The organism is Variovorax sp. V15 (assembly GCF_041154425.1).
Classification (GTDB): domain Bacteria; phylum Pseudomonadota; class Gammaproteobacteria; order Burkholderiales; family Burkholderiaceae_C; genus Variovorax; species Variovorax guangxiensis.
The window spans coordinates 4,377,482-4,398,862 of the sequence record NZ_AP028659.1 but is presented as its reverse complement, the minus strand read 5'-3'; the positions used below and the strand labels follow the sequence as shown (position 1 = coordinate 4,398,862).

Genomic DNA, 21,381 nt, shown 5'->3' with positions numbered 1-21,381 from the left:
AAACCTCAACCTGAAGATGCGTTTGGATATTGATTTATTTAATGTAAAAGACAATTCTAGGTCAAAATCTCTTTAGAATTGTTTCTGGATCTTGGCAGTTTGCTTTATTGAATTTTGCTCTTTGAGATTTTGCGGAAGACGATATATTTTGGATTTTGCATATTTCATCTAGAGCTTGTTCGGTATATTTCTCGAAAATCATGCCATATGTAACAAGTAAATCAATGGCGTCGTTGCTAACCTCTGTCGGATCTTTGTTTGTTCCGAAATTATTAAGCGCACGTTCGCCGTAGGTGATCAGGTCGGATAGGTGGGGAAAACTACTTTTTTTTAACCTGGATCCAATTTTTAAGTGATTGTTTTTTAGGATGCTGCGATATCCATGCCCAGGTCGATAGTTGAGGGCATTTCGTAGCTGGCTCGGCCACGCACTGCCGGATTTGAATCTTGTTTTTCGAAATAAGTTGAGAGCCCGCATGTGAAGCAATTCCTCACTAGAGGCCGCACGACTAGATGTTGCAGCTGATATCCAGTTGTATGCGCTGTTTGCCTCATCCATGCTTTTTGCCCAGACGGCTTCATGGAAATGGCTTTTGTATTTCACGATGTGAATTTCAAATTGACCACTATTTGAATTCTCTTCGGCAGTCAATACAAAAGCTCCGCCGCCTGGTTTAATTGACGATCCTCCGCAAAATTCTTTAATTGCGTCAGTGTCTAGATAGATAACCGACTGATTGGCCGCTCTAGTCCATGCCATCGCTGCAAATAGCGCCATGTAGTAGATTGTGACAAAAGTCCATGTTGGACTAGGTTCGTTGCCTGTACTGACAGAGTTTATTAAATGAGCACGATGCTCTGCCACATGATTCATTAAATGTTGGGCATCTGCGAATAGTGCGGCGGCATATTCTCTTGGATTACTTGCGGCAAGAGTAATGCTATTTTTGCTGGAATTAAGTAAATGATAGGAGCCAGTTTTTCGCCAATTATTTAAATTGGAATCTCTATAGGGCTCCAAGGTAGTGAATGGAGGGATTACTGCAATTAGTGATTGCAGTAGGTACCTTGTTACTGGTGTAGCTGAGTCTGCCACAAGATGCTTTAAAGCATATTTGCTGCGATAGTCACGGAACCCGCAAGAGCCGCTCTGACTGTCTTTTTAACTTGCCCCACCGAGCGTAGCGCTGAGGGAGAGTAAGAGTATTTTGAAATAGGTTGAATGACTTTTGCGATGCTTGTGGCTTTTGCATCTTTATAACTTAAAAGACTTTGTCGAACAGCTTGTTCGAAAACATCGAAAATTGCTTCCAAAAACGCACTGCGCGTCAATAGCGTTATGTCGTCTAAAGTGCTTTCAAATGCTTGGATATAGTTGACGAGAAGAGAGAGTCGCTTTTTTGCATCTAAGCCCTGTAGGACAGATGAATCCAGGGCCTGCCCAATGGCTCGATTGAATGTGACTCTTGATATTTTCCCTGCAACTGATTTTGCAGGGCTCATCAGGCTGCTAATTTGCAAGGATGGTGTTTTTCTTACGCCGTCGAACAAATCTCTTAATATTGCATCTCGACTTGATTCCATTTCTGCGAGATGTTGAATGTCTAGCAAGAGAGGCGGCCGGTACGCCAACTTGTTTTGTATTTATGTCAATAAAGAGTTTTGCCTCTTCCGCTCTGCCTAGTTTTTCGTAAATCGAAACCGGGACTCGATGGTCTTTGCTGTACTTGCTTCGGCAAATATCGTAGCCCCACAGTCGATGCTGTCCATCCAGAACGAGAAAGGCTTTATCAATTCGATCAAAGCCAATTGTTTTGCTTTTTGAGTTGTATTTTAGGTTTGCTTGTGACTGTGCAGAGACTACGACATTTGTTGGAATTGATCCTGTGCCTTTGTTTAAATACGCTGCAATATCGTCTGCGCGCGATTTGCTGAGCTGGCGTTGAAACCCTTGGATGTTGTCTTCGCTTCTGTTGGAGACAAAGCAAAATGAAAAGAGATCGGAAACGGGAATGCTGGTTAAGAAGAAGCGATGATTGTTTTGCATCATCATGAGGCACGGATAGCTTACTGCTTTTGCTTTTTTTTGAGTGGCCATTTCTTTCTCAACTTTTGGTTCGTTTCAAAACTAAATTTGCGCTTGGCTACTTGCCCCAGCTGTCCCGCATCCCGGCCGCGCGGTTGAACACCGGCTTGCCGGCGGCGGCGCTGGCCTTCGCGTCGAGCACGAAGTAGCCGTGCCGTTCGAACTGGATGCCGACGCCCGGCTCGGCCTTGGCGAGCGAGGGCTCGACGAAGGCCGAACACACTTCCAGGCTGTTCTTGTTCAGCTCTTCGAGCAGTTCGCCGCTGCCCGGGTGGGCTTCAGCAAACAGGCGCTCGTAGAGCCGGACTTCGGCCTGCACCGCGTCGGCGGCGGCCACCCAGGTGATGTTGCCCTTCACCTTGATCGCGTCGGCGCCGGGGGTGCCGCTCTTGGTGTCGGGCACCAGCGTGGCCTGCACCTCGACGAACCTGCCGCTGGCGTCCTTGGTGCCGCCGGTGCATTCGATGACGTGGCCGTACTTCAGCCGCACCTTGTTGCCGGGGAAGAGGCGGAAGAAGCCCTTGGGCTGCACTTCTTCATAGTCGGTGCGCTCGATCCAGACTTCGCGGCCGAGCTTGAACTCGCGCTGGCCCATCTCGGGGTGGTGCGGGTGCACCGGGGCCGAGCAGTTGTCGAGCGCATCGTCACCGCCCATCAGTTCGCCCCAGTTGGTGATGACCAGCTTGACCGGGTCGAGCACGGCCATGGCGCGCGGGGCGACGGGGTCGAGGGTGTCGCGCAGCGCGGCCTCGAGGCTGGCGTAGTCGATCCAGCCGCCCGACTTGGTGGTACCGCTGCGTTCGCAGAACAGGCGCAGCGCCTCGGGCGTGTAGCCGCGGCGGCGCAGGCCGGCGATGGTGGGCATGCGCGGGTCGTCCCAGCCGTCGACGTACTTCTCCTCGACCAACTGGCGCAGCTTGCGCTTGCTGGTGAGCACGTGGGTCACGTTCAGGCGAGCGAACTCGTATTGGCGCGGGTGCGGGCTGGCGACGAGGCCTCCCTCGGCGAGGCGGTCGAGCAGCCAGTCGTAGAAGGGGCGCTGGTCTTCGAATTCCAGCGTGCAGATGCTGTGGGTGATCTGCTCCAGCGCGTCCTCGATGGGGTGCGCGTAGGTGTACATCGGGTAGATGCACCACTTGTCGCCGGTGTTGTGGTGATGGGCACGGCGCACGCGGTACAGCGCGGGGTCGCGCATGTTGATGTTGGTGCTGGCCATGTCGATCTTCGCGCGCAGGATGGCGGCGCCGTCGGCCACCTGGCCGTCGCGCATGGCGCGGAAGCGCGCGAGGTTCTCCTCGGGCGTGCGGGTGCGGAAGGGGCTGTCGGTGCCGGGCGTGTTGAAGTCGCCGCGGTTCGCGCGCACCTCCTCGGCGGTCTGCTCGTCCACGTAGGCGAGGTCGGCGCCGATCAGGTATTCGGCGGCCTCGTACATGAAGTCGAAGTAGTCGCTCGCAAAGTACTCGTGCGGCTGCAGGGTGCCGGGGGCGCTGGGGCGGTCGGCCAGGTAGGTTTCGTAGCCCAGCCACTTCACCGCGTCGCGGATGGAATCGACGTATTCCTGGTCTTCCTTCTCGGGGTTGGTGTCGTCGAAGCGCAGGTGGCTCACGCCGCCGTATTCCTTGGCCAGCTCGAAGTTAAGCCAGATGCTCTTGGCGTGGCCGATGTGCAGGTAGCCGTTGGGCTCGGGCGGAAAACGCATGCGCACCTTGGCCGGATCGGCCATGCCCTGCGCGTGATGAGCGGCGTTGCCGGGCGATCCGCCCCACTTGCGGCCAGAATAGGCACCCTGCGCGAGGTCGTTCTCGATCACATGGCGCAGGAAATTGCTTGGTGCAGCTGTCGTCTTGGTGCCGCTTTTGTCGGTCGGGGAGGTCATCGCGGCATTTTAGGGGGCACCCCCTATGGGTTACCTTTGGCAACGTTCTTCACATTGGCCGGTGCACCCCGTTTGCATTTGCCGCGTTCAATACACCACATGGGCGGTCCGGGTCCGGACTGTCCAGCCAAACAAGGAGAGCAGGATCATGAGCTTCACACGTTCAACCTTTTTCAAGTGGGCCGCCGCGGGCGTCGTGGCAGCCGGTGCATTGTTTGCCGCCACCTCGGCCAGCGCCCGCAGCGACGTGAGCTGGTCGATCGGCGTCGGCGTCCCCGGCGTGGCCGTGGGCGTTGGCAGCCCGGCCTACTACCCGGCCCCGGTCTACGTGCCGCCGGCCCCCGTCTACTACGCGCCGCCGCCCCCGGTTTACTACCGCCCGCCGCCGGTCTACTACCGTCCGGCCCCCGTTTACTACGGCCCGCCGGCCTATTACGGCCCGCGCTACTACGGTCGCGGCTACTACCGCGGCCATGGCCACTGGCGCTAAAAAGCCACGGCAATCGTGACTGAATGAAAAAAGCCGGCCCCGAAAGGGCCGGCTTTTTCTTTGGGCGCTCGCCCGGCCGATTTCACATCGCGCGAAAAAGATGGGCGTAGAGCCGGCTGACCGGAATCTTCTCGGCCCGCCCGCGCAGCATCAGGTGCAGCTTGCCGGCCTCGTCGCGGTGCACCGACTCGATGGCCGAACTGCGCACCACCACCGCCCGGTGCACCTGCCAGAAGGTGTCGGCGTCGAGCTGGGGCAGCAGCTGCTTCAGCGGCGTGCGGATCAGGTATTCGTGCGTGGCGGTCAGCACGCGCAGGTATTTGTCGGCCGCCTCGAAATAAAGCACTTCGTCGATGGGCACCATGCGCACGGTGCTGCCGCCGGCGTCGCTGGCGGCGATCATGCGCAGCGGGGCGGGTGTAGCCGTGGCGACTCCTGCGCCGGCGGCGCCCAGCACCTGGCGCCATTGGGCGAGCGTCTGTTCCAGCGCCGCATCCGCCAGCGCGGGCGTGGCCGCCGGCTGCCGCGCGGCCAGCGCCTGTTGCAGGCGGCCCACGGTCTTGCGCAGGCGGTCGGGCTGCACCGGCTTGAGCACGTAGTCGATGGCCTGCGCCTCGAAGGCGCGGGCGGCGTATTCGTCGTAGGCCGTCACGAACACCAGCTGGGGCATGGGTGCTTCGTCGGCGGGCCAGCAGTCGGCCAGTTCGGCGGCGGCGCCCAGGCCATCGAGCCCGGGCATGCGGATGTCGAAGAAAAGCACCTGCGGCAGCAAGCGCAACGCCTCGCGCACGGCGCTGCGGCCGTCGCCCGCGGTGGCGACGATCTGCAGTTCGGGCCATGCCGCGGCCAGTTCGGCCTTGAGGGCCTGGGCCAGAAGGGGCTCGTCCTCGGCGATGAGGGCGGTGGGGGATGCAGTGGTCATCTTGTCGTTGTTTTCGTGTTGCATTCAGGCGGGTGCCGGAAAGCTCAGCGTGGCGAGGGTGCCGCCCGAAGGCGAGGGCGCCAGGCTCATGCCGCCGCGCTCGCCGTACACCGTGGCCAGCCGCTCGCGCACCTGCTCCAGCCCGAAGCCGCTGCCCTGCGACGGCGGTGCCGCGCCGAGGCCCACGCCGGTGTCGCTCACCTCGATCACCAGCAGGCCGCCTTCTTCTTGCCGGCGCGCACGCACGACGATCTCGCCGCCTTCCACCTTCGGCTCCAGCCCGTGGCGGATGCTGTTCTCCACCAGCGGCTGCAGCAGCAGCGGCGGCACCGGCGCGTCGCGCAGATCCTGCGGCAGGTCGAGCGTGTAGCGCAGCCGGTCGCCCATGCGCACCGACATCAGCTCCAGGTAGTCGCCCAGCCGCTCGAACTCGGCCGCCAGCGGATGCGAGAGCGCGCGCGAGCCGCTGAGCGTCATGCGCAGGTAGCTGTTGAGGCGGTCGAGCATGGCCACGGCGCGGGGCGGGTCGACGGTGATCAGCACGCGCAGGTTGGCCAGCGTGTTGAAGAGCATGTGCGGCTCCAGCTGCGTCTCCAGCAGCTTCAGCCGTGCCTCGGTGGCATTGCGCTGCGCCAGCTCGATCTGGCTCTGCATGTGCTTGCTCTTGCCGAGGCTGTAGAAGAAGAAGCACATGCCGACGGTCGCGATGATGGTGATCGTGACGCCGGTCGCCAGCTTGTGGCCCTTGAAGTCGAGGAAGTCGTACCGGGGCGCGCCGAACACGGCGTCGCCGATGAGATTGCCCACGAAGAAACCGACGGCCACGCCCAGCGCGATCAGCATGAAGCCCCAGGGCCAGTTCGGCCAGTGGGTTTCACTGGCCCCGCTGAGCAGGAGCCGCCCTGTGTCGATGAACAGCCAGCTGATCATCCCGATGGCCAGCGAATAGACCAGATGGCCGGCCCAGTTCTCGCCCCCCGTGATGGTCATCGCGATGGCGATGAGGCAGCAGAAGACGGCGGTGATCAGGCCATGCCGCAGCATGTCCCGGATGTTTTCCGCGCGGAAGCGGTGCAGCGGCGTCGTGGAATTCATCCGCGGTCCTGGCCCCCCAGCGCGCGGCGCTCGCGTTCGACCAGCCGGTCGTAGAAGCCGCCGCCCGGTGCGATGAACCAGACCACCGCCCCATGGATCAGGAGCCCCAGCCCCCAGCCCATGAGCGGATACATCGCCCAGCTGCGACCGTTGGCGGCCGAGATGGTGACCAGCCCCAGGTTGACCAGCACATAGACGAAGGCGTGGATGTACCAGCCCATCTTGGCGCCGGCGCGGCGGCGGGCGAGGCGCTCGACGTCGCAGCGGGAGGAATCGGAGGACGATGCGTAGGAAGTCATGACAGCTCCTTGTATTGGACAGGAATGAAATCGGTGGTCGCCACGGCAGGCTGCGGCGCCGCCTGCAGGGCCGCGCGCTGGCGCAGCTCCTCGGTGGTGTCGCCTGGGCCCTCGGGCTTCCAGCCGGGCGGCTTCACGAGGTAGCCGACGAAGGCGCGCACCGAGCGGGCCGAGGCGAGGTCGCGAAAGAGCGCGCGCCACTGGCCGAACTCGATCTCCAGGATGTTGTGCGTGGTGACCGGGTTGACGAGGCCGTAGCGGCAGGGCACGTCGGCGCGCTCGGGGATGTAGGTGCCGAACAGGCGGTCGAACACGATCAGCACGCCGCCGTAGTTGCCGTCCAGGTATTCCAGGTTCGAGGCATGGTGCACGCGGTGGGCCGAGGGGGTGTTGAGCACCCATTCGAGAGGGCCCAGGCGCGGGATCCAGGTCGCGTGGATCCAGAACTGGTACAGCAGGTTCAGCGTGAGCATCAGCAGGATCACCCGCGGCGGCATGCCCAGCAGCGGCGCCAGCATGAAGAAGGCGAGGGTGCCGGTGAGGCGGCCGGTCCAGCCGAAGCGGTAGGCGGCCGACAGGTTCAGCTGGTTCGGCGAATGGTGGATGGCATGGGTGCACCAGAACCACCGCACGCGGTGCGCGGCGCGGTGGTACCAGTAGTAGCAGAACTCCTGGCCGATGAAGCAGGCCGCCCAGCCGGTCCAGTGGTCCATCGGCAGGGTGAAGAGGCGGTGGGCGTAGAACCAGTCCATCGCGCCGGTCCAGAAGGCCAGGGGCAGCAGCCAGCGCAGGGGGTATTCGCGCACCAGGAAGTCGAACACCGAGACGCCGGCGGCTTTCCAGTCGTAGCTGCGCCAGCCGTTGCGCCACGAAAGCACCAGGGCCTCGGCGATGGAGGCGACGAGCACCACCGTGACGGAAACCTTGAGGATCAGCAGGAGCGCGTTCATGGCGGCGTTTCTTCTTCTGGAAGTGGTGGCCCGGGAATATTAGGCGGCGCGGGCGGCGGCAGCCATAGCGTCAGTGCGGATGGCCAGCTTCCACAGGCGCGCGGCGCGGGCCGCGAACACACCGGTGAACGCGCCGTACAGCACGGGCACCACGAGTGCGAGGGTGGGCTGGTGGCGCAGCTCGGGGTGCATGGCCAGGGCTGCGCCGACCACGTACTTGGTCAGGAAGATGCCCATCATGAGCATCAGCGGCACCGGGCTGCCGGCCACGTCGAACTGGCGGGTGGCCGCGTCGTAGCGGGTGGCGGCGTGCAGCGGGCGCCGCAGCACCAGGGCGGCCATCACGGCGGCGGCGGCGGCCCAGCCCAGCAGGGCGCCGAAGGAGTCGCCGAAGACCGAGGCCACGCCGTACAGCGACAGGCCGCCCATGGCGACGGGCATCAGCGTGACGCGGGTCAGGCTCACCTGGTTGGCCAGCAGTTGCCGGGCGCCGAGCCACAGCAGCAGGAAGAAGACGGCGAACACCCACTTGGGCGTGTGAAGGATGATCTGCATCAGCATGGCGGCACTCCGTTGAAGGTGAAAGGTGAAGAAAAGCTGAAAAGGCGGCGCAAGGGAATCGATGGGGTGGACTGTGCCGGCGGCCCCCCATGCCCGCCATCGCCGTGCGACGGAATGCGCGCAGGCGGCGCCAATTGCAGCCGGGCGGCGCGAATTGCGGGGTTTCGCGGCAATTCGGGGAGGCTTCGAGGAGGCTCCGACGGGGCGCCAGCCAGCTTTACCGCCGCTTTACGGCCCAGCAAAGAGCCGGACTACCATCCGCGCTGTACTACGCTGGTCCGCACCTCTGCACCTTTCGCACGCACCGTCCATGGAACAAGAAAAACCAATCGAGCCTCTGCCTTCCACCGTGTCTCCCACGCATCCGACGGTACGCAGACGCCGTTGGATGGGCAGCCTGCTGGCCCTGCTGCTGCTGGCGGTGCTGGGCGGCGGCGCCTGGTATCTGGTCCAGCGCTCGAAGATGCCGGTTGCCGGCCCTGGTGCGGGCCCCGGCGCCGGGCGGCAGGGCGGTCCCGGAGGCCCGGGCGGGCCGGGGGGGCGTGGTGGCGGCGGCGGCGCGGCCTCCAGCACGGTCGGCATCGCGACCGCCCGGCAGGCCGACATCCCCGTGCAGCTCGAGGCGCTGGGCACCGTCACGCCGCTGGCCAACGTGATCGTCCAGCCGCAGGTGTCGGGCGTGCTCACGGCGGTGCTCTTCCAGGAAGGGCAGATGGTCAAGAAGGGCGACGTGCTCGCCACCATCGATCCGCAGCCGTTCCAGAACGCGCTCGGCCAGGCCACCGGCGCACGCCAGCGCGACGAGGCGCAGCTCGCGGCGGCGCGCGTCACGCTGCAGCGCTACCAGACCCTGCTGGGCCAGGACTCGATCGCCCGGCAGGACGTGGACACCCAGGCCGCGCTGGTCAAGCAGCTCGAAGGCACGGTGGCCATCGACCGCGCCAACGAGAACACCGCCAAGCTCAATCTCGCCTGGAGCCGCATCACCGCGCCGGTGAGCGGGCGCATCGGCCTGCGGCCGGTGGACGCGGGCAATTACATCTCCACCGGCACCACCAACGGCGTCGCCACCATCACTCAGATCGCGCCGATCGACGTCGAGTTCGCCATCCCGCAGGACCGCGTGCCCGAGGTGCAGGAGCGCCTGGCCCAGGGCGCCAAGCTCGACGCCACCGCCTTCGACCGCACCCGCACGCGCCGGCTGGCGAACGGCACTTTCTCCACGCTGGACAACCTGGTCGACACCGCCACCGGCACCGTCAAAGCCAAGGCCCGCTTCACCAACGCCGACAACGCGCTGTTCCCGAACCAGTTCGTCAACCTGCGGCTGCTGCTGCGCACCGTGAGCAGCGCCGTGGTGGTGCCCGTCACCGCGCTGCGCCACGGCCCCAACGGCGACTACGTGTACGTGCTGAACGAGGACAGCACCGTGTCGCAGCGGCCGGTGACGCGCGGCGAATCGAGCGTGGACAACGTCGCGATCATGTCGGGCCTGAAGGCCGGCGAGCAGGTCGTGACCGAAGGCGGCGACCGGCTGAAGGACGGCGCGCGGGTGCAGACCCAGGCCGACCGTCCGGCCGGCGCGGCGTCGGCGCCGGCAGGCGGTACGCATCGCGGCCGCCGCCAGGGTGGTGGCGCAGGTACCGGCGGGCCCGGTGCGCCCAGGGGCGGTGAAGCCGCTCCGGCTGCTGCTGCCCCCACAGCCCCTGCAGCCCCCGCAGCCCCTGCAGCCCCGGCCGCATCCCCGGCGCCCTCGGCCGAATCGGCCCCTGCTGCCCCTGCAACCCCCGCCAAGCTCCCTACCGCCGAGCAGCGCCAGCGCATGCTCGACTCCGCCAAGGACAACCCCGAGCAGCTCGAACGCCGCAAGCGTTTCCTCGAGGCGCTGGACCGCGGCGACCCGGCCGCGCTGGAACGCTGGCAGCGCATGTCCGAAGGCCGCGGCGGCGAAGGCGCGCAGGGCAGGCGCGGCAACCAATGACGAGCGGTCCTTGCAGTAGCAGTAGTAGCAGCAGCACGGAGGCCCCACGTTGAGCCCGTCACGTCCGTTCATCCTCCGGCCGGTGGCGACTTCGCTGCTGATGGTCGCCATCGTGCTGGCCGGCCTGGTGGCGTTCCGCTTCCTGCCGCTGTCGGCGCTGCCGCAGGTCGACTACCCGACCATCCAGGTCCAGACGCTCTACCCCGGGGCCAGCCCCGAGGTGATGAGCAACACCGTCACCGCGCCGCTGGAGCGCCAGTTCGGCCAGATGTCGGGGCTCGACCGCATGAGCTCGACCAGCGCCGCGGGCGTGTCGATCATCACGCTGCAGTTCTCGCTGGGCCAGACGCTGGACGTGGCCGAGCAGGAGGTGCAGGCCGCCATCAACGCCGGCGGCTCGCTGCTGCCGGCCGACCTGCCGGCGCCGCCGGTGTACGCCAAGGTCAACCCGGCCGACGCGCCGGTGCTCACGCTCTCAATCACCTCCGACACGCTGCCGCTCACCGACGTGCAGAACCTGGTCAACACCCGGCTCGCTCAGAAGATCAGCCAGGTCTCTGGCGTGGGGCTGGTGTCGCTCAGCGGCGGGCAGCGCCCTGCGATGCGCATCCAGGCCAACACCCAGGCTCTGGCGGCCAACGGCATCGGGCTGGACACGCTGCGCACCGCGATCTCGGCGGCCAACTCCAACGGGGCCAAGGGCAGCTTCGACGGGCCCAAGCGCGCCTACACGATCAATTCGAACGACCAGCTGATGACGGTCGACGACTACAAGAACCTGATCGTCTCGTACAAGAACGGTGCGCCGATCCGCATGGTCGACGTGGCGCAGGTGGTCAGCAGCGCCGAGAACAACCAGCTCGCCGCCTGGGCCGGCAACAAGGCCGACGGCACCAGCAAGCTGTCGCCCGCGATCATCATGAACGTGCAGCGCCAGCCCGGCGCGAACGTGATCGCCACCGTCGACGCCATCAAGAAGCAGCTGCCCGAGCTGCAGGCCGGCCTGCCGGCCGGGCTGAAGATCGAGGTGCTCAGCGACCGCACCGCCGGCATCCGCGCCTCGGTGCAGCACGTCGAGATGGAACTGGTGCTGGCCGTGGTGCTCGTGGTGCTGGTGATCTTCGCCTTCCTGGGCAGCCTGCGCGCCACCGTCATCGCGAGCATCGCGGTGCCGATCTCGCTGATCGGCACCTTCGGGCTGATGTACCTGCTGGGCTACAGCCTGAACAACCTGAGCCTGATGGCGCTGACCATCGCCACCGGCTTCGTGGTGGACGACGCGATCGTGATGATCGAGAACATCGCGCGGTACATCGAGGAGGGCGAGAAGCCGCTGCAGGCCGCGTTCAAGGGCGCCACGCAGATCGGCTTCACCATCATCTCGCTGACGGTGTCGCTCATTGCGGTGCTGATCCCGCTGCTCTTCATGGGCGACGTGGTCGGCCGCCTGTTCCGCGAGTTCGCGGTGACGCTGGCCATCACCATCCTGATTTCCGCGGTCGTCTCCCTCACGCTGGTGCCGATGATGTCGGCGCGCTGGCTCAAGCACGAAGAAAAGAAGCAGGTCTCCGACAAGGGCTTCGGCGCGCGCGCCCAGCGTTTTTTCAGCGGCGTGATGGTGCGCTACGACCGCTCGCTGCACTGGGTGATCGACCACCAGGCGCTCACGCTGCTGGTCGCGCTGCTCACCATGGTGCTGACCGTGGTGCTGTACCTCACCATCCCCAAGGGTCTGTTTCCCACGCAGGACACCGGCCAGCTCCAGGCCCGCGTGCAGGCTGCGCAGGACGTGTCGTTCGATCGCATGTCGCAGCTGCAGCTGCAGGCGGCGCAGGCCATCCTCGAAGACCCGGCGGTCGAGAACCTCAGCTCCTTCGTTGGCGTCGACGCGGCCAACAACACGATGCTGCACACCGGCAGCATGCTCATCAACCTCGCGAAGGACCGCGACAGCCAGCAGGTCGTGATGGACCGCCTGCGCGAGCGCGTGCGGCAGGTGGCGGGCGTCACGCTGTACCTGCAGCCCACGCAGGACCTCACCATCGACGCCGAGACCGGCCCGACCGAATACCGCATGTCGCTCGAGGGCGTGGACAGCGCCGCCATCACCGAGTGGATGAAGAAGCTCGTTGCGAAGCTGCAGGAATCGGACAAGGTGCGCAATGTGAGCAGCGACGCCGGCGCCCAGGGTCTGGCGGCTTTCGTGAACGTGAACCGCGACACGGCTGCGCGGCTGTCGATCACCGCGAGCACCGTGGACGACGCGCTCTACAGCGCCTTCGGCCAGCGCATCGTCTCGACCATCTTCACCGAGACCAACCAGTACCGGGTGATCCTCGAGGCCCAGCCCGGCATGGTGAACACGCCGCAGACGCTGGGGCAGCTGAGCCTGATCGCCGGCTCCGGCACCGCGACGCCGCTGTCGGCCATTGCGCAGATCAGCGAGCAGCAGGCGCCGCTGCAGATCACTCACGTGGCGCAGTATCCGGCGAGCACGCTGAACTTCGACACCGCGCCCGGTGTTTCGCTCGGGGCTTCGGTCGATGCGATTCGCGCGGCGGCGAAGGAAATCGGGCTGCCGAGCAGCGTGACGATGACCTTCCTCGGGGCTTCGGGGGCTTACGAGAAATCGTTGTCTAACCAGCTGTGGCTGATTCTTGCCGCCGTGGTGTGCGTGTACATCGTGCTGGGGGTGCTGTACGAGAGTTACGTGCATCCGCTGACCATCCTGTCGACGCTGCCTTCGGCCGGGGTTGGGGCGCTGCTGGCGCTGATGATCACGGGCAACGACCTGGGGGTGATCGGGATCATCGGGATCATCCTGCTGATCGGCATCGTGAAGAAGAACGCGATCATGATGATCGACTTTGCGATCGATGCGGAGCGGACACAGGGGAAGTCTCCTCGGGAAGCGATTCACCAGGCTGCCTTGCTGCGGTTTCGGCCGATCTTGATGACGACGCTGGCGGCGTTGTTCGCTGCGGTGCCGTTGATGTTCAGTTTCGGTGATGGGGCTGAGTTGCGGCGGCCGCTGGGGTTGGCGATTTTTGGGGGGTTGATCGTCAGTCAGCTGCTGACCTTGTTCACTACGCCGGTTATTTATTTGGCGTTTGATCGGTTGGGTGGGGGGAGTGCTCGGCGGGTTGAGATTGAGGAGGAGGCGGTTTGACTTTGCTTGCCTCTGGTCGTTTTGCCTTCCGGGGCCGGGTCTCGCCCCGGCGGGCGACCTACTTTTCTTTGCTTCGCCAAAGAAAAGTAGGCAAAAGAAAGGCGACCCTACTGTCTGTGTCCCTCCGCTTCGCTACGGGCAACCTGCGGTGCTCGGCGCAGGAGGGGGTCCGCAGAACTCGCTTCGCTCAAACAGCTGCGGCCCTGATCCCTCCTGCGCCTGCGCTCCTCGGCACAGCCAGAAGGGAGCGATCCGCGCCATCGCTTCGCTCGGCTTCTGAACAGACTCCTCGGGCCTTCGCTTTGCTCGGCGGTGCTTTTCGTTCCCATGGCCTGAGCAACCCCAATGGCCCATTCCAAGCCCAGCAGGCGCAAAGCGCCTGCTGGGCACCCGCGGCCGAGCGCAGCGATGGCCCGCAGGTTTGCAATCCCCTCTGGCTGCGCCGAGGAGCGCAGCGTTTCGCGGATCAGGGCTCGCCCTTGTCTGAGCGAAGCGAGTTTGGGCGAGACCCCGCGAAACGCGAGCACCGCAGGTTGCCCCGTAGCGCAGCGAAGGGGTCGCAGACAGTGGGGTCGCTTTTTCTTTGCTTACTTTCTTTTGGCGAAGCAAAAGAAAGTGAGTCGGCCGCCGGGCCGAGACCCGGCCCCGGGAAAGAAACCCTCAGCACGCTCCCACAAGGAGCAGCGAGATGAATCTATCCCTGCCCTTCGTCCGCCGCCCCATAGGCACAGTGCTACTGACCATAGGCGTAGCCCTGGCCGGCATAGCAGCCTTCTTCGTCCTCCCAGTCTCCCCCCTCCCGCAGGTCGACTACCCCGTCATCTCGGTAAGAGCCTCGATCCCCGGAGCGAGCCCGGAGACGATGGCCACCAGCGTAGCCACCCCGCTGGAGCGCCACCTCGGAACAATCGCAGGCGTCAACGAAATGACGTCGACGAGTTCGGTCGGCTCCACCCGCGTCACGCTGCAGTTCGACCTCAGCCGCAACATCGACGGTGCGGCCCGCGAGGTGCAGGCCGCCATCAACGCGAGCCGCATCGACCTGCCCGCCACGCTGCGCAGCAACCCGACCTACCGCAAGGCCAACCCGGCGGCGTCGCCGGTGATCATCCTGGCGCTCACGTCCAAGACCAAGACACCAGGCCAGATCTATGACGCCGTGTCGAACATCGTCAGCCAGCGCCTGTCGCAGGTGGACGGCGTGGGCGACGTGGAGATCGGCGGGGGCTCGCTGCCCGCCGTACGCATCGAACTGCTGCCGTTCGCTCTCAACCGCTACGGCATCAGCACCGAGGACGTGCGCGCCGCCATCCAGGCGTCGAACGCGAACCGGCCCAAGGGCATGGTGCAGGGCGACGGGCGCAAGCTGCAGATCTACACGCAGACGCCTGCGCTGCGCGCGAGCGACTACGCGTCGATGGTGATCGCCTGGCGCAACGGCGCGGCGGTGCGGCTGCAGGACGTGGCGGAGGTGGTCGACGGCGTGGAGGACACGCGCACGCTGGGTCTCTTCAACGGCGAGCCGGCGATCATCGTGCTGATCACCCGGCAGCCCTCGGCCAACATCATCGAGACGGTGGACAGTGTGCGGGCGCTGTTGCCCGAGCTGCAGGCCCAGCTGCCGCCCGACGTGACGCTGCAGGTGGCGTCGGACAGCACCAACTCCATCCGCGGCTCGCTGCGCGAGGTGGAGCTCACGCTGGTCATTTCCGTCATCCTGGTGGTGCTGGTGGTGAGCCTGTTCCTGCGCAGCGTGCGAGCGACGATCGTGCCTGCGGTGGCGACGGTGGCGGCGCTGCTGGGCACCTTCGGGGTGATGTACCTGCTGGGCTTCAGCCTCAACAACCTGAGCCTGATGGCGCTCACGGTGGCCACCGGCTTCGTGGTGGACGACGCCATCGTGGTGCTCGAGAACACCAGCCGGCACATAGAGTCGGGCATGACGCGCATGAAGGCGGCGTTGCTGGGCGCGAAGGAGGTGGGTTTCACCGTGCTGTCGATCAGCGTGTCGCTGGTGGCGGTGTTCATCCCGCTGCTGTTCATGGGCGGGCAGGTGGGGCGGCTGTTCCGCGAGTTCGCGGTGACGCTGTCGGCGGCGGTGCTGATCTCGCTGGTGATCTCGCTGACCACCACGCCGATGATGTGCGCCTGGATGCTCAAGCCCGGCGGCGAGCACGACAAAAACAAGCCGCAGGGCAGGCTGGGCCGTATCGCCGCGCGCAGCTACGACTGGATGCTCAAGCGCTACGAGAGCAGCCTCGACTGGGCCCTGGACAGCAAGGCGCTGGTGATGCTGATCCTGGTGGCGGTGGTCGGGCTGAACGTGTACCTGTTCAGCGCGGCGCCCAAGGGCTTCTTCCCGCAGCAGGACAGCGGCCAGCTCAACGGCGGCCTGCGGGCCGACCAGAGCATCTCTTCGCAGGCGCTCGGCGAGAAGCTGCGGCAGGTGGTCGACATCATCCGCAAGGACGAGGCGGTCGACACCGTGGTGGGCTTCACCGGCGCGGGCCGGGCAGGGGGCGGCTTCATGTTCGTCAACCTGAAGCCGGCGAACCAGCGCAAGGACAGCGGCCTCGCGGTCATCGCGCGGCTGCGCCCGCAGCTCAACCAGGTGACCGGCCTGCGCGTGTTCCTGGGCACGGTGCAGGACGTGCGCTCGGGCGGCCGGGCAAGCAACTCGACCTACCAGTACACGCTCAAGAGCGACAACGTCGCAGACCTGCGCACCTGGGCCGTGAAGCTGGCCGACGAGCTCAAGCTGCAGCCGGTGCTGACCGACATCGACACCGACCAGGACCAGAACGGCGTGGAAACGGTGGCCAAGGTCGACCCCGACAGCGCGCGCAGGCTGGGCCTGACATCCACGGCCATCGACAACGCGCTCTACAACGCCTTCGGCCAGCGGCAGGTGGCGACCATCTACACCGAGCTGAACCAGTACCACGTGGTGATGGAATGGGCGCAGCGCTACACGCGCAGCCCGAACTCGCTGAGCGACGTCTACGTGCCGGCCACCAGGACGTCGGTGGTGGGTGGGCAGACCGTGACCACGCAGGTGGCGGCGAGCAGCACGTCGACGGGGTCTTCGTCTTCTTCCTCGTCGAGTTCGTCGTCTTCCTCCTCGTCCTCGTCCGCCGCAGCCGCGGCCACCGTGCCGGTGTCGGCCAACGCGGCGCTGCGCAACGCATCGACGGGCAACGTGCTGAGCAACACGGCCACCGCGCTCGTGCCGCTGTCGGCGGTCGCGAAGTTCGAGGAGCAGTCGGTGGCCACCTCGGTGAGCCATGAAGACGGGGAGCTGGCCACGACCATCTCGTTCAACCTCGCCGAGGGCGCCAACCTGGGTGACGCGCGCGAGGCCATCGCCAAGGCAGAGGCCAACATCGCCATGCCCACCAACGTGCGCGGCGCGTTCGCGGGCACGGCGGCGAGCGCGCAGCAGTCGCAGGGCCAGCAGGCGATGCTGATCCTGGCGGCGCTGATCGTGATCTACATCGTGCTGGGCATCCTGTACGAGAGCCTGGTGCACCCGATCACGGTGCTGTCGACGCTGCCTTCGGCGGGCGTGGGCGCGGTGCTGGCGCTGCTGATGTTCCGCATGGAGTTTTCCATCATCGCGCTGATCGGCGTGTTCCTGCTGATCGGCATCGTGAAGAAGAACGCCATCCTGATCATCGACTTCGCGCTCGAGGCCGAGCGCCAGCGCGGGCTCACGCCGCTGGAGGCGGTGCGCGAGGCGTGCCTGCTGCGCTTCCGCCCGATCCTGATGACGACCATGGCGGCCGCGCTCGGCGCGCTGCCGCTGGCCATCGGCTTCGGCGAGGGGGCCGAGCTGCGCCGTCCGCTGGGCGTGGCCATCATCGGCGGGCTGATCGCGAGCCAGCTGCTGACCCTGCTGACGACGCCGGTGGTGTACCTGCTGCTCGACAAGCTGCGCCGCCGCAGCGCCAACGAGCGCGAGCTGAGCCGCGTGACGCCCGCCTGAGCGAGAAACGACAACGACATGAACGCACTGTTTACTTCCACTTCCCGCTTTTCGTTTTCGGCGCTCGCGCTGGCCGCCATGCTCGCGGGCTGCGCGGTCGGCCCGCGCTACGAGCAGCCGGCCACCGCCGCGTCGGCCAACTGGAAGGAGCAAAAGGCCGCCGAAGGCTGGCTGCCCGCGGCGCCGGCCGACGCGCTCGACCGCGGCGAATGGTGGAGGCTCTTCGGCGACGCCACGCTCGACGACCTGGCCGGCCGCGTGCAGGTGTCGAACCAGAACATCGCCGCCGCGGTGGCCAACTACACGCAGGCCCAGGCGCTGGTGCGCGGCGAGCGCGCGGCGCTGTTCCCGTCGGTGTCGCTCGACGGCAGCGGCAAGCGCTCGGGCACGGTGGGTGGCAGCAGCACGTCGAGCCCGTCGAACAGCTTCTCGGCATCGTTGGGCGCGAGCTGGACGCCCGACGTCTGGGGCCGGCTGCGCGAGGCGGTGAGCAGCGCGCAGGCCAACGCGCAGGCCAGCGAGGCCGACCTGGCCGCGGCGCGGCTGTCGGCCATCGGCGACCTGGCGACCAACTATTTCTCGCTGCGCGAGGCCGATGCGGAGATCGTGCTGCTCGACGAGACCATCCAGGGCTACCAGCGCGCCTTCGACATCACCAGCAATCGCTATGCCGCCGGCATTGCCGCGCAGACCGACGTGCTGCAGGCGCAGACGCAGCTGGTGAATGCCAAGGCCGAGCGCGTGGGCCTGCAGCGCACGCGCGCCACCTACGAGCATGCCATCGCGGCGCTGATCGGCGTGGCGCCGGCCGACTTCAGCCTGCCCGCCGCGCAATGGACGCCCACGGTGCCCGGCGTGCCGCTGGGCGTGCCCTCGACGCTGCTGCAGCGCCGTCCCGACATCGCGGCGGCCGAACGCTCGGTGGCGGCGGCCAATGCGCAGATCGGCATTGCGCGCGCGGCGTACTTTCCGAACATCAGCCTCACGGCGTCGGTCGGCAGCAGCAACGTCAGCCGCGTGAAGGACCTGTTCAGCTCGTCCAACACGCTGTGGGGGCTGGGGCTGTCGGTTGCGCAGGTGGTGTTCGACGCAGGCGCGATCGCGGCCAATGTCGATTCGGCGAAGGCGGGCTACGAATCCAGCGTGGCGCGCTATCGCCAGACCGTGCTCACGGCCTTCCAGGCGGTGGAAGACCAGCTCACCGCGAGTGCGACGCTCGCGCAGCAGGAGGGCCTGCGCCGCGAGGCCTCGGCGGCGGCGGACAAGACCGAGCAGCAGCTGCTCAACCGCTACCGCGCGGGGCAGGTCAGCTACACCGACGTGGTCACGGCACAGGCCGCCGCGCTCAGCGCGCGACGCACGCTGGTGCAGCTGCAGGTCAACCGCCAGACCACGGCCATCGCGTTGATCCAGGCGATGGGCGGTGGCTGGCAGGCCGGGTGGATGGACGGCGCCGCGCAGGCGCAGCCCGCCACGTTGCCTGCCACGCGGTAAGCGCGGCGAGCGCCGATACCACCTGATCGGCGCGGGCGGTCGTCAATGCGCCGGGCGGTCCATGGTGTGACCCAGGTAGTCCTTGTCGGTCACGAGAACCCACAGCGCCAGCACCAGGATCACCGCGGCCACGAGCACCGCGTTGACCATCGCCGTCTCGGTGCCGCGGAAGCCTAGCACCCAGGGCGATATTGCGAGCCAGGCCGCCAGCGCGACCTCGGTCCATTCTTCCCACTGCCGGGGCACGAAGGTCGCACCCAGGGCCACCGCGCCGAGCACGATGCCGGTCGCCACCATCGTCCACATGGCGGCCGTCATGCCCGAAAAGCCCAGGACCCAGGGCGAGACGATCAGCCAGGCGCCGGCGGCGGCGTTGACGGGGTCTTGCCAATGCTTCACTTGCTTCATGGTCATTACCTCCTGTCGCGACAAGGCGCCGCGACAGTTTTTTGACCCATGGCGCTGGGAAGGGGTTCCTGCCGGCGGGGCGCCGCGCCTAGAGTGGCAACTCCAATGTTTCCCACTTGCGCAGCATGGTCACCTGCCGGCGGAGGTAGTCGGTCGGCATCGCCTGGGAACCCCAGACGGGAATACGGCCAGCGTACTCTCCTAGCAGCCAGAACTGGCGCGCTGCCATGAAGCGCGGGATGGCGGCGAGATCGGCGTCCGGAACCGGCCGCGCCTCGCGATAGGCGGAGATGAAGTGCCGCCACTGCTGCGCTGCCTTGTCGCTCAGGACGCCATCGACCGTGCGGGGATGCAGGTTCCACGGATAGACGGCCAGTTCGTAGGCGAGGCAGCCGGGGCCTGCTTCGTCGAAGTCGAAGAACACCGCCTCGCGCCGCGCTTGCGCGTCGATCTGGATGAAGTTGTTGCTGCCGTGCGCGTCGCCGTGGCACAGCACCTGGCTGAGTTCGCCCAGGGCCAGAATGGCGGCTTGCAGGCGCTCGCCGAGTTCCTCGAACTGGGGGCGCAGTTCGGCGGTCATGGTTGGCGCGCGCAGCAGGCCTTGCAGTGGCCGCTGCAGCAGGTAGTCCAGGTCCAGGCGGTAGGCACTCTCCGGGCCGGCGTAGCTTTCGCCTGCGGTGTGCAGAACTGCAAGCCCGCGCGCGAAGGCTTCGATGTCGAGGGCCGTGTCACCGGTGAACTCGCCCGGCAGGTGCTCGAAGAGCATCAGCGCGCGCGGGCCTTCCGGCAGCGGCACCTCGATGGCGATCTCGCCGCCGGCAGTCGGCACGCAGCGCGAGACGCGGCACCCGGCTTCAGCCCAATGCTCCAGCGCTGCCGCCTCGAACTGCAGATTGGGCGCGCCGCGCGGACGTTCCGCACTGAGCCTCGCTACTAGGCTCCGTCCGTCCGTAAGACCCAGTCGGTAGACCTGATTGAAGCTGCGGCGAAGGAATTCGCTCTCGACCACCTCGCTCAGGCCGTAGTGCTCCTGCACGAGCATCGCGATGCTCGCGGCGGTCGGTGTGGATTGCGCGATTTCCAGTTTCATCCGACGCTCCCGAAAGGAAAAAGGGCGCGATTATGCGGGCTTGCGGCAGGCGGGGCCGGAAACTCGTCTTTCCTTCTTCAAGGAGATCGTCGATGCGCAGCATGGCCAGGTACTGGATCGCGGGCGTTCTCTTTCTTTTCCTTCTGATCGCATCGTCGGTCGCGCAAGTCCAGGCGCAGACCACGCAGAAGGTGGTCGAAATTCCCACCCGGCCCGGGGTGACGCAACGCATGCTCGTGCTTTCGCCGCCCGCGCCGAAGGTCGCCGTGATCCTGTTCGCGGGTGGGCATGGCGGGCTGCAGATATTTCCCAATGGCTCGTTCAACTGGGGTGCCGGGAATTTCCTGGTTCGCACGCGGCAGCTGTTCGCGGACCAGGGGCTGATGGTCGCCGTCGTCGATGCACCGTCGGACAGGCAGAGTTCGCCATACCTGAGCGGCTTTCGCCAGAAGCCGGAGCATGCGGCCGACATCAAGGCGGTCATCGCGTGGATGCGGGAGCAGTCCAAGGTGCCGGTGTGGCTGGTGGGCACCAGCCGTGGCACGCAGTCGGCGGCCTATGTCGCCACCGAGCTTTCAGGCGCCGAGGGGCCGGACGGCATCGTGCTCACGTCGACCATCCTTACCGACCCGAAAGGACGGCCCGTGCCGGCGATGCCGCTGGAGAAGATCCGCGTGCCGGTGCTGGTCGTGCACCATGAGCAGGACGGTTGCTCGCTCTGCGCGTTCTCCAACATGCCGGCGCTCATGGACAAGCTGGGGAACTCGTCGCGAAAGGAACTGTTGAGCTTCAAGGGCGGGGAGAGCAAGGGCGACCCGTGCGAGGCCATGGCGTATCACGGCTTCAACGGGCTCGAGCAGGAGGTCGTTCCGAAGATCGGCGCCTGGATCCTCGCCAGATAGAGCAGGGCCGGTCTTGGCACGAGTTGCCAGCCGCCGGATCGCATTCTTATAATTGAGCACGTACTCAATCAAT

17 protein-coding genes are annotated in these 21,381 nt (G+C 65.6%); 6 read left to right on the top strand and 11 right to left on the bottom strand.

From position 1 onward, the window contains the following. Positions 1-61: 61 nt before the first annotated feature. Genes ACAM57_RS20860 through ACAM57_RS20845 form a run of 4 tightly spaced genes read right to left on the bottom strand, consistent with a single transcriptional unit; the run spans position 62 to position 3,962 of the window. Positions 62-1,096, bottom strand: a complete 1,035-nt coding sequence (locus ACAM57_RS20860; protein WP_369658749.1) for a hypothetical protein — start codon at positions 1,094-1,096, stop codon at positions 62-64. An 8-nt stretch (positions 1,097-1,104) separates the two neighbouring features. Next, positions 1,105-1,521: a hypothetical protein gene (locus tag ACAM57_RS20855; protein ID WP_369658748.1), complete on the bottom strand. Its 417-nt coding sequence runs from the start codon at positions 1,519-1,521 to the stop codon at positions 1,105-1,107. Then, positions 1,511-2,098 (bottom strand): DGQHR domain-containing protein, encoded by a 588-nt coding sequence (locus ACAM57_RS20850; RefSeq protein ID WP_369658747.1) that lies wholly within the window; start codon positions 2,096-2,098, stop codon positions 1,511-1,513. The genes ACAM57_RS20855 and ACAM57_RS20850 overlap by 11 nt, the downstream gene beginning before the upstream one ends. A gap of 46 nt (positions 2,099-2,144) precedes the next feature. Next, on the bottom strand, positions 2,145-3,962 hold the full coding sequence (locus tag ACAM57_RS20845; protein ID WP_369658746.1) for a glutamine--tRNA ligase/YqeY domain fusion protein: 1,818 nt from the start codon (positions 3,960-3,962) through the stop codon (positions 2,145-2,147). A gap of 148 nt (positions 3,963-4,110) precedes the next feature. Between ACAM57_RS20845 and ACAM57_RS20840 the strand changes: the two genes are divergently transcribed. Beyond that, positions 4,111-4,452 carry a hypothetical protein gene (locus tag ACAM57_RS20840; RefSeq protein ID WP_126024215.1) on the top strand — a complete coding sequence of 114 codons (342 nt, stop codon included), beginning with the start codon at positions 4,111-4,113 and terminating at the stop codon, positions 4,450-4,452. 82 nt (positions 4,453-4,534) lie between these two features. Here the strand turns inward: ACAM57_RS20840 and ACAM57_RS20835 are convergent, their stop codons facing one another. The 5 genes from ACAM57_RS20835 to ACAM57_RS20815 are packed head-to-tail and all read right to left on the bottom strand — an operon-like array spanning position 4,535 to position 8,279. Continuing rightward, positions 4,535-5,374 carry a LytTR family DNA-binding domain-containing protein gene (locus ACAM57_RS20835; RefSeq protein ID WP_126024216.1) on the bottom strand — a complete coding sequence of 280 codons (840 nt, stop codon included), beginning with the start codon at positions 5,372-5,374 and terminating at the stop codon, positions 4,535-4,537. A gap of 24 nt (positions 5,375-5,398) precedes the next feature. Then, the gene (locus ACAM57_RS20830) at positions 5,399-6,469 is read right to left on the bottom strand and encodes a sensor histidine kinase (protein ID WP_369658745.1); all 1,071 of its coding nucleotides are present in this window, start codon (positions 6,467-6,469) and stop codon (positions 5,399-5,401) included. After that, entirely contained in the window at positions 6,466-6,768 is a 303-nt protein-coding gene (locus tag ACAM57_RS20825; protein WP_184636322.1) for a 2TM domain-containing protein, read from the bottom strand. Before ACAM57_RS20825 ends, ACAM57_RS20830 begins: the two co-directional genes overlap by 4 nt. Beyond that, positions 6,765-7,718, bottom strand: a complete 954-nt coding sequence (locus ACAM57_RS20820) for a sterol desaturase family protein (protein WP_126024219.1) — start codon at positions 7,716-7,718, stop codon at positions 6,765-6,767. Before ACAM57_RS20820 ends, ACAM57_RS20825 begins: the two co-directional genes overlap by 4 nt. A gap of 39 nt (positions 7,719-7,757) precedes the next feature. Beyond that, positions 7,758-8,279, bottom strand: a complete 522-nt coding sequence (locus ACAM57_RS20815) for a DUF6622 family protein (RefSeq protein ID WP_369658744.1) — start codon at positions 8,277-8,279, stop codon at positions 7,758-7,760. Between the two features lie 310 nt (positions 8,280-8,589). Between ACAM57_RS20815 and ACAM57_RS20810 the strand changes: the two genes are divergently transcribed. The 4 genes from ACAM57_RS20810 to ACAM57_RS20795 all read left to right on the top strand — a co-directional run bounded on the left by ACAM57_RS20810 (position 8,590) and on the right by ACAM57_RS20795 (position 18,908). Further along, on the top strand, positions 8,590-10,260 hold the full coding sequence (locus ACAM57_RS20810) for an efflux RND transporter periplasmic adaptor subunit (protein WP_369658743.1): 1,671 nt from the start codon (positions 8,590-8,592) through the stop codon (positions 10,258-10,260). A gap of 49 nt (positions 10,261-10,309) precedes the next feature. Beyond that, positions 10,310-13,429: an efflux RND transporter permease subunit gene (locus ACAM57_RS20805; RefSeq protein ID WP_369658742.1), complete on the top strand. Its 3,120-nt coding sequence runs from the start codon at positions 10,310-10,312 to the stop codon at positions 13,427-13,429. 688 nt (positions 13,430-14,117) lie between these two features. Further along, positions 14,118-17,414 (top strand): efflux RND transporter permease subunit, encoded by a 3,297-nt coding sequence (locus tag ACAM57_RS20800; protein ID WP_369658741.1) that lies wholly within the window; start codon positions 14,118-14,120, stop codon positions 17,412-17,414. A gap of 18 nt (positions 17,415-17,432) precedes the next feature. Continuing rightward, the gene (locus tag ACAM57_RS20795) at positions 17,433-18,908 is read left to right on the top strand and encodes an efflux transporter outer membrane subunit (RefSeq protein ID WP_369658740.1); all 1,476 of its coding nucleotides are present in this window, start codon (positions 17,433-17,435) and stop codon (positions 18,906-18,908) included. Positions 18,909-18,950: 42 nt separating this feature from the next. On the opposite strand, the gene ACAM57_RS20790 is transcribed toward ACAM57_RS20795, so the two are convergent. Both ACAM57_RS20790 and ACAM57_RS20785 read right to left on the bottom strand, forming a co-directional pair. Further along, a complete protein-coding gene (locus ACAM57_RS20790; RefSeq protein ID WP_369658739.1) occupies positions 18,951-19,316 on the bottom strand; it encodes an SPW repeat protein in 366 nt (121 codons plus the stop codon). Positions 19,317-19,404: 88 nt separating this feature from the next. Beyond that, positions 19,405-20,406, bottom strand: coding sequence for a phosphotransferase enzyme family protein (locus ACAM57_RS20785; RefSeq protein WP_369658738.1), 1,002 nt, complete (start codon positions 20,404-20,406; stop codon positions 19,405-19,407). A 92-nt stretch (positions 20,407-20,498) separates the two neighbouring features. Here ACAM57_RS20785 and ACAM57_RS20780 point away from each other — a divergent pair, with 92 nt between their 5' ends. Then, positions 20,499-21,308 (top strand): alpha/beta hydrolase, encoded by an 810-nt coding sequence (locus ACAM57_RS20780; RefSeq protein ID WP_369658737.1) that lies wholly within the window; start codon positions 20,499-20,501, stop codon positions 21,306-21,308. Positions 21,309-21,381 lie beyond the last annotated feature (73 nt).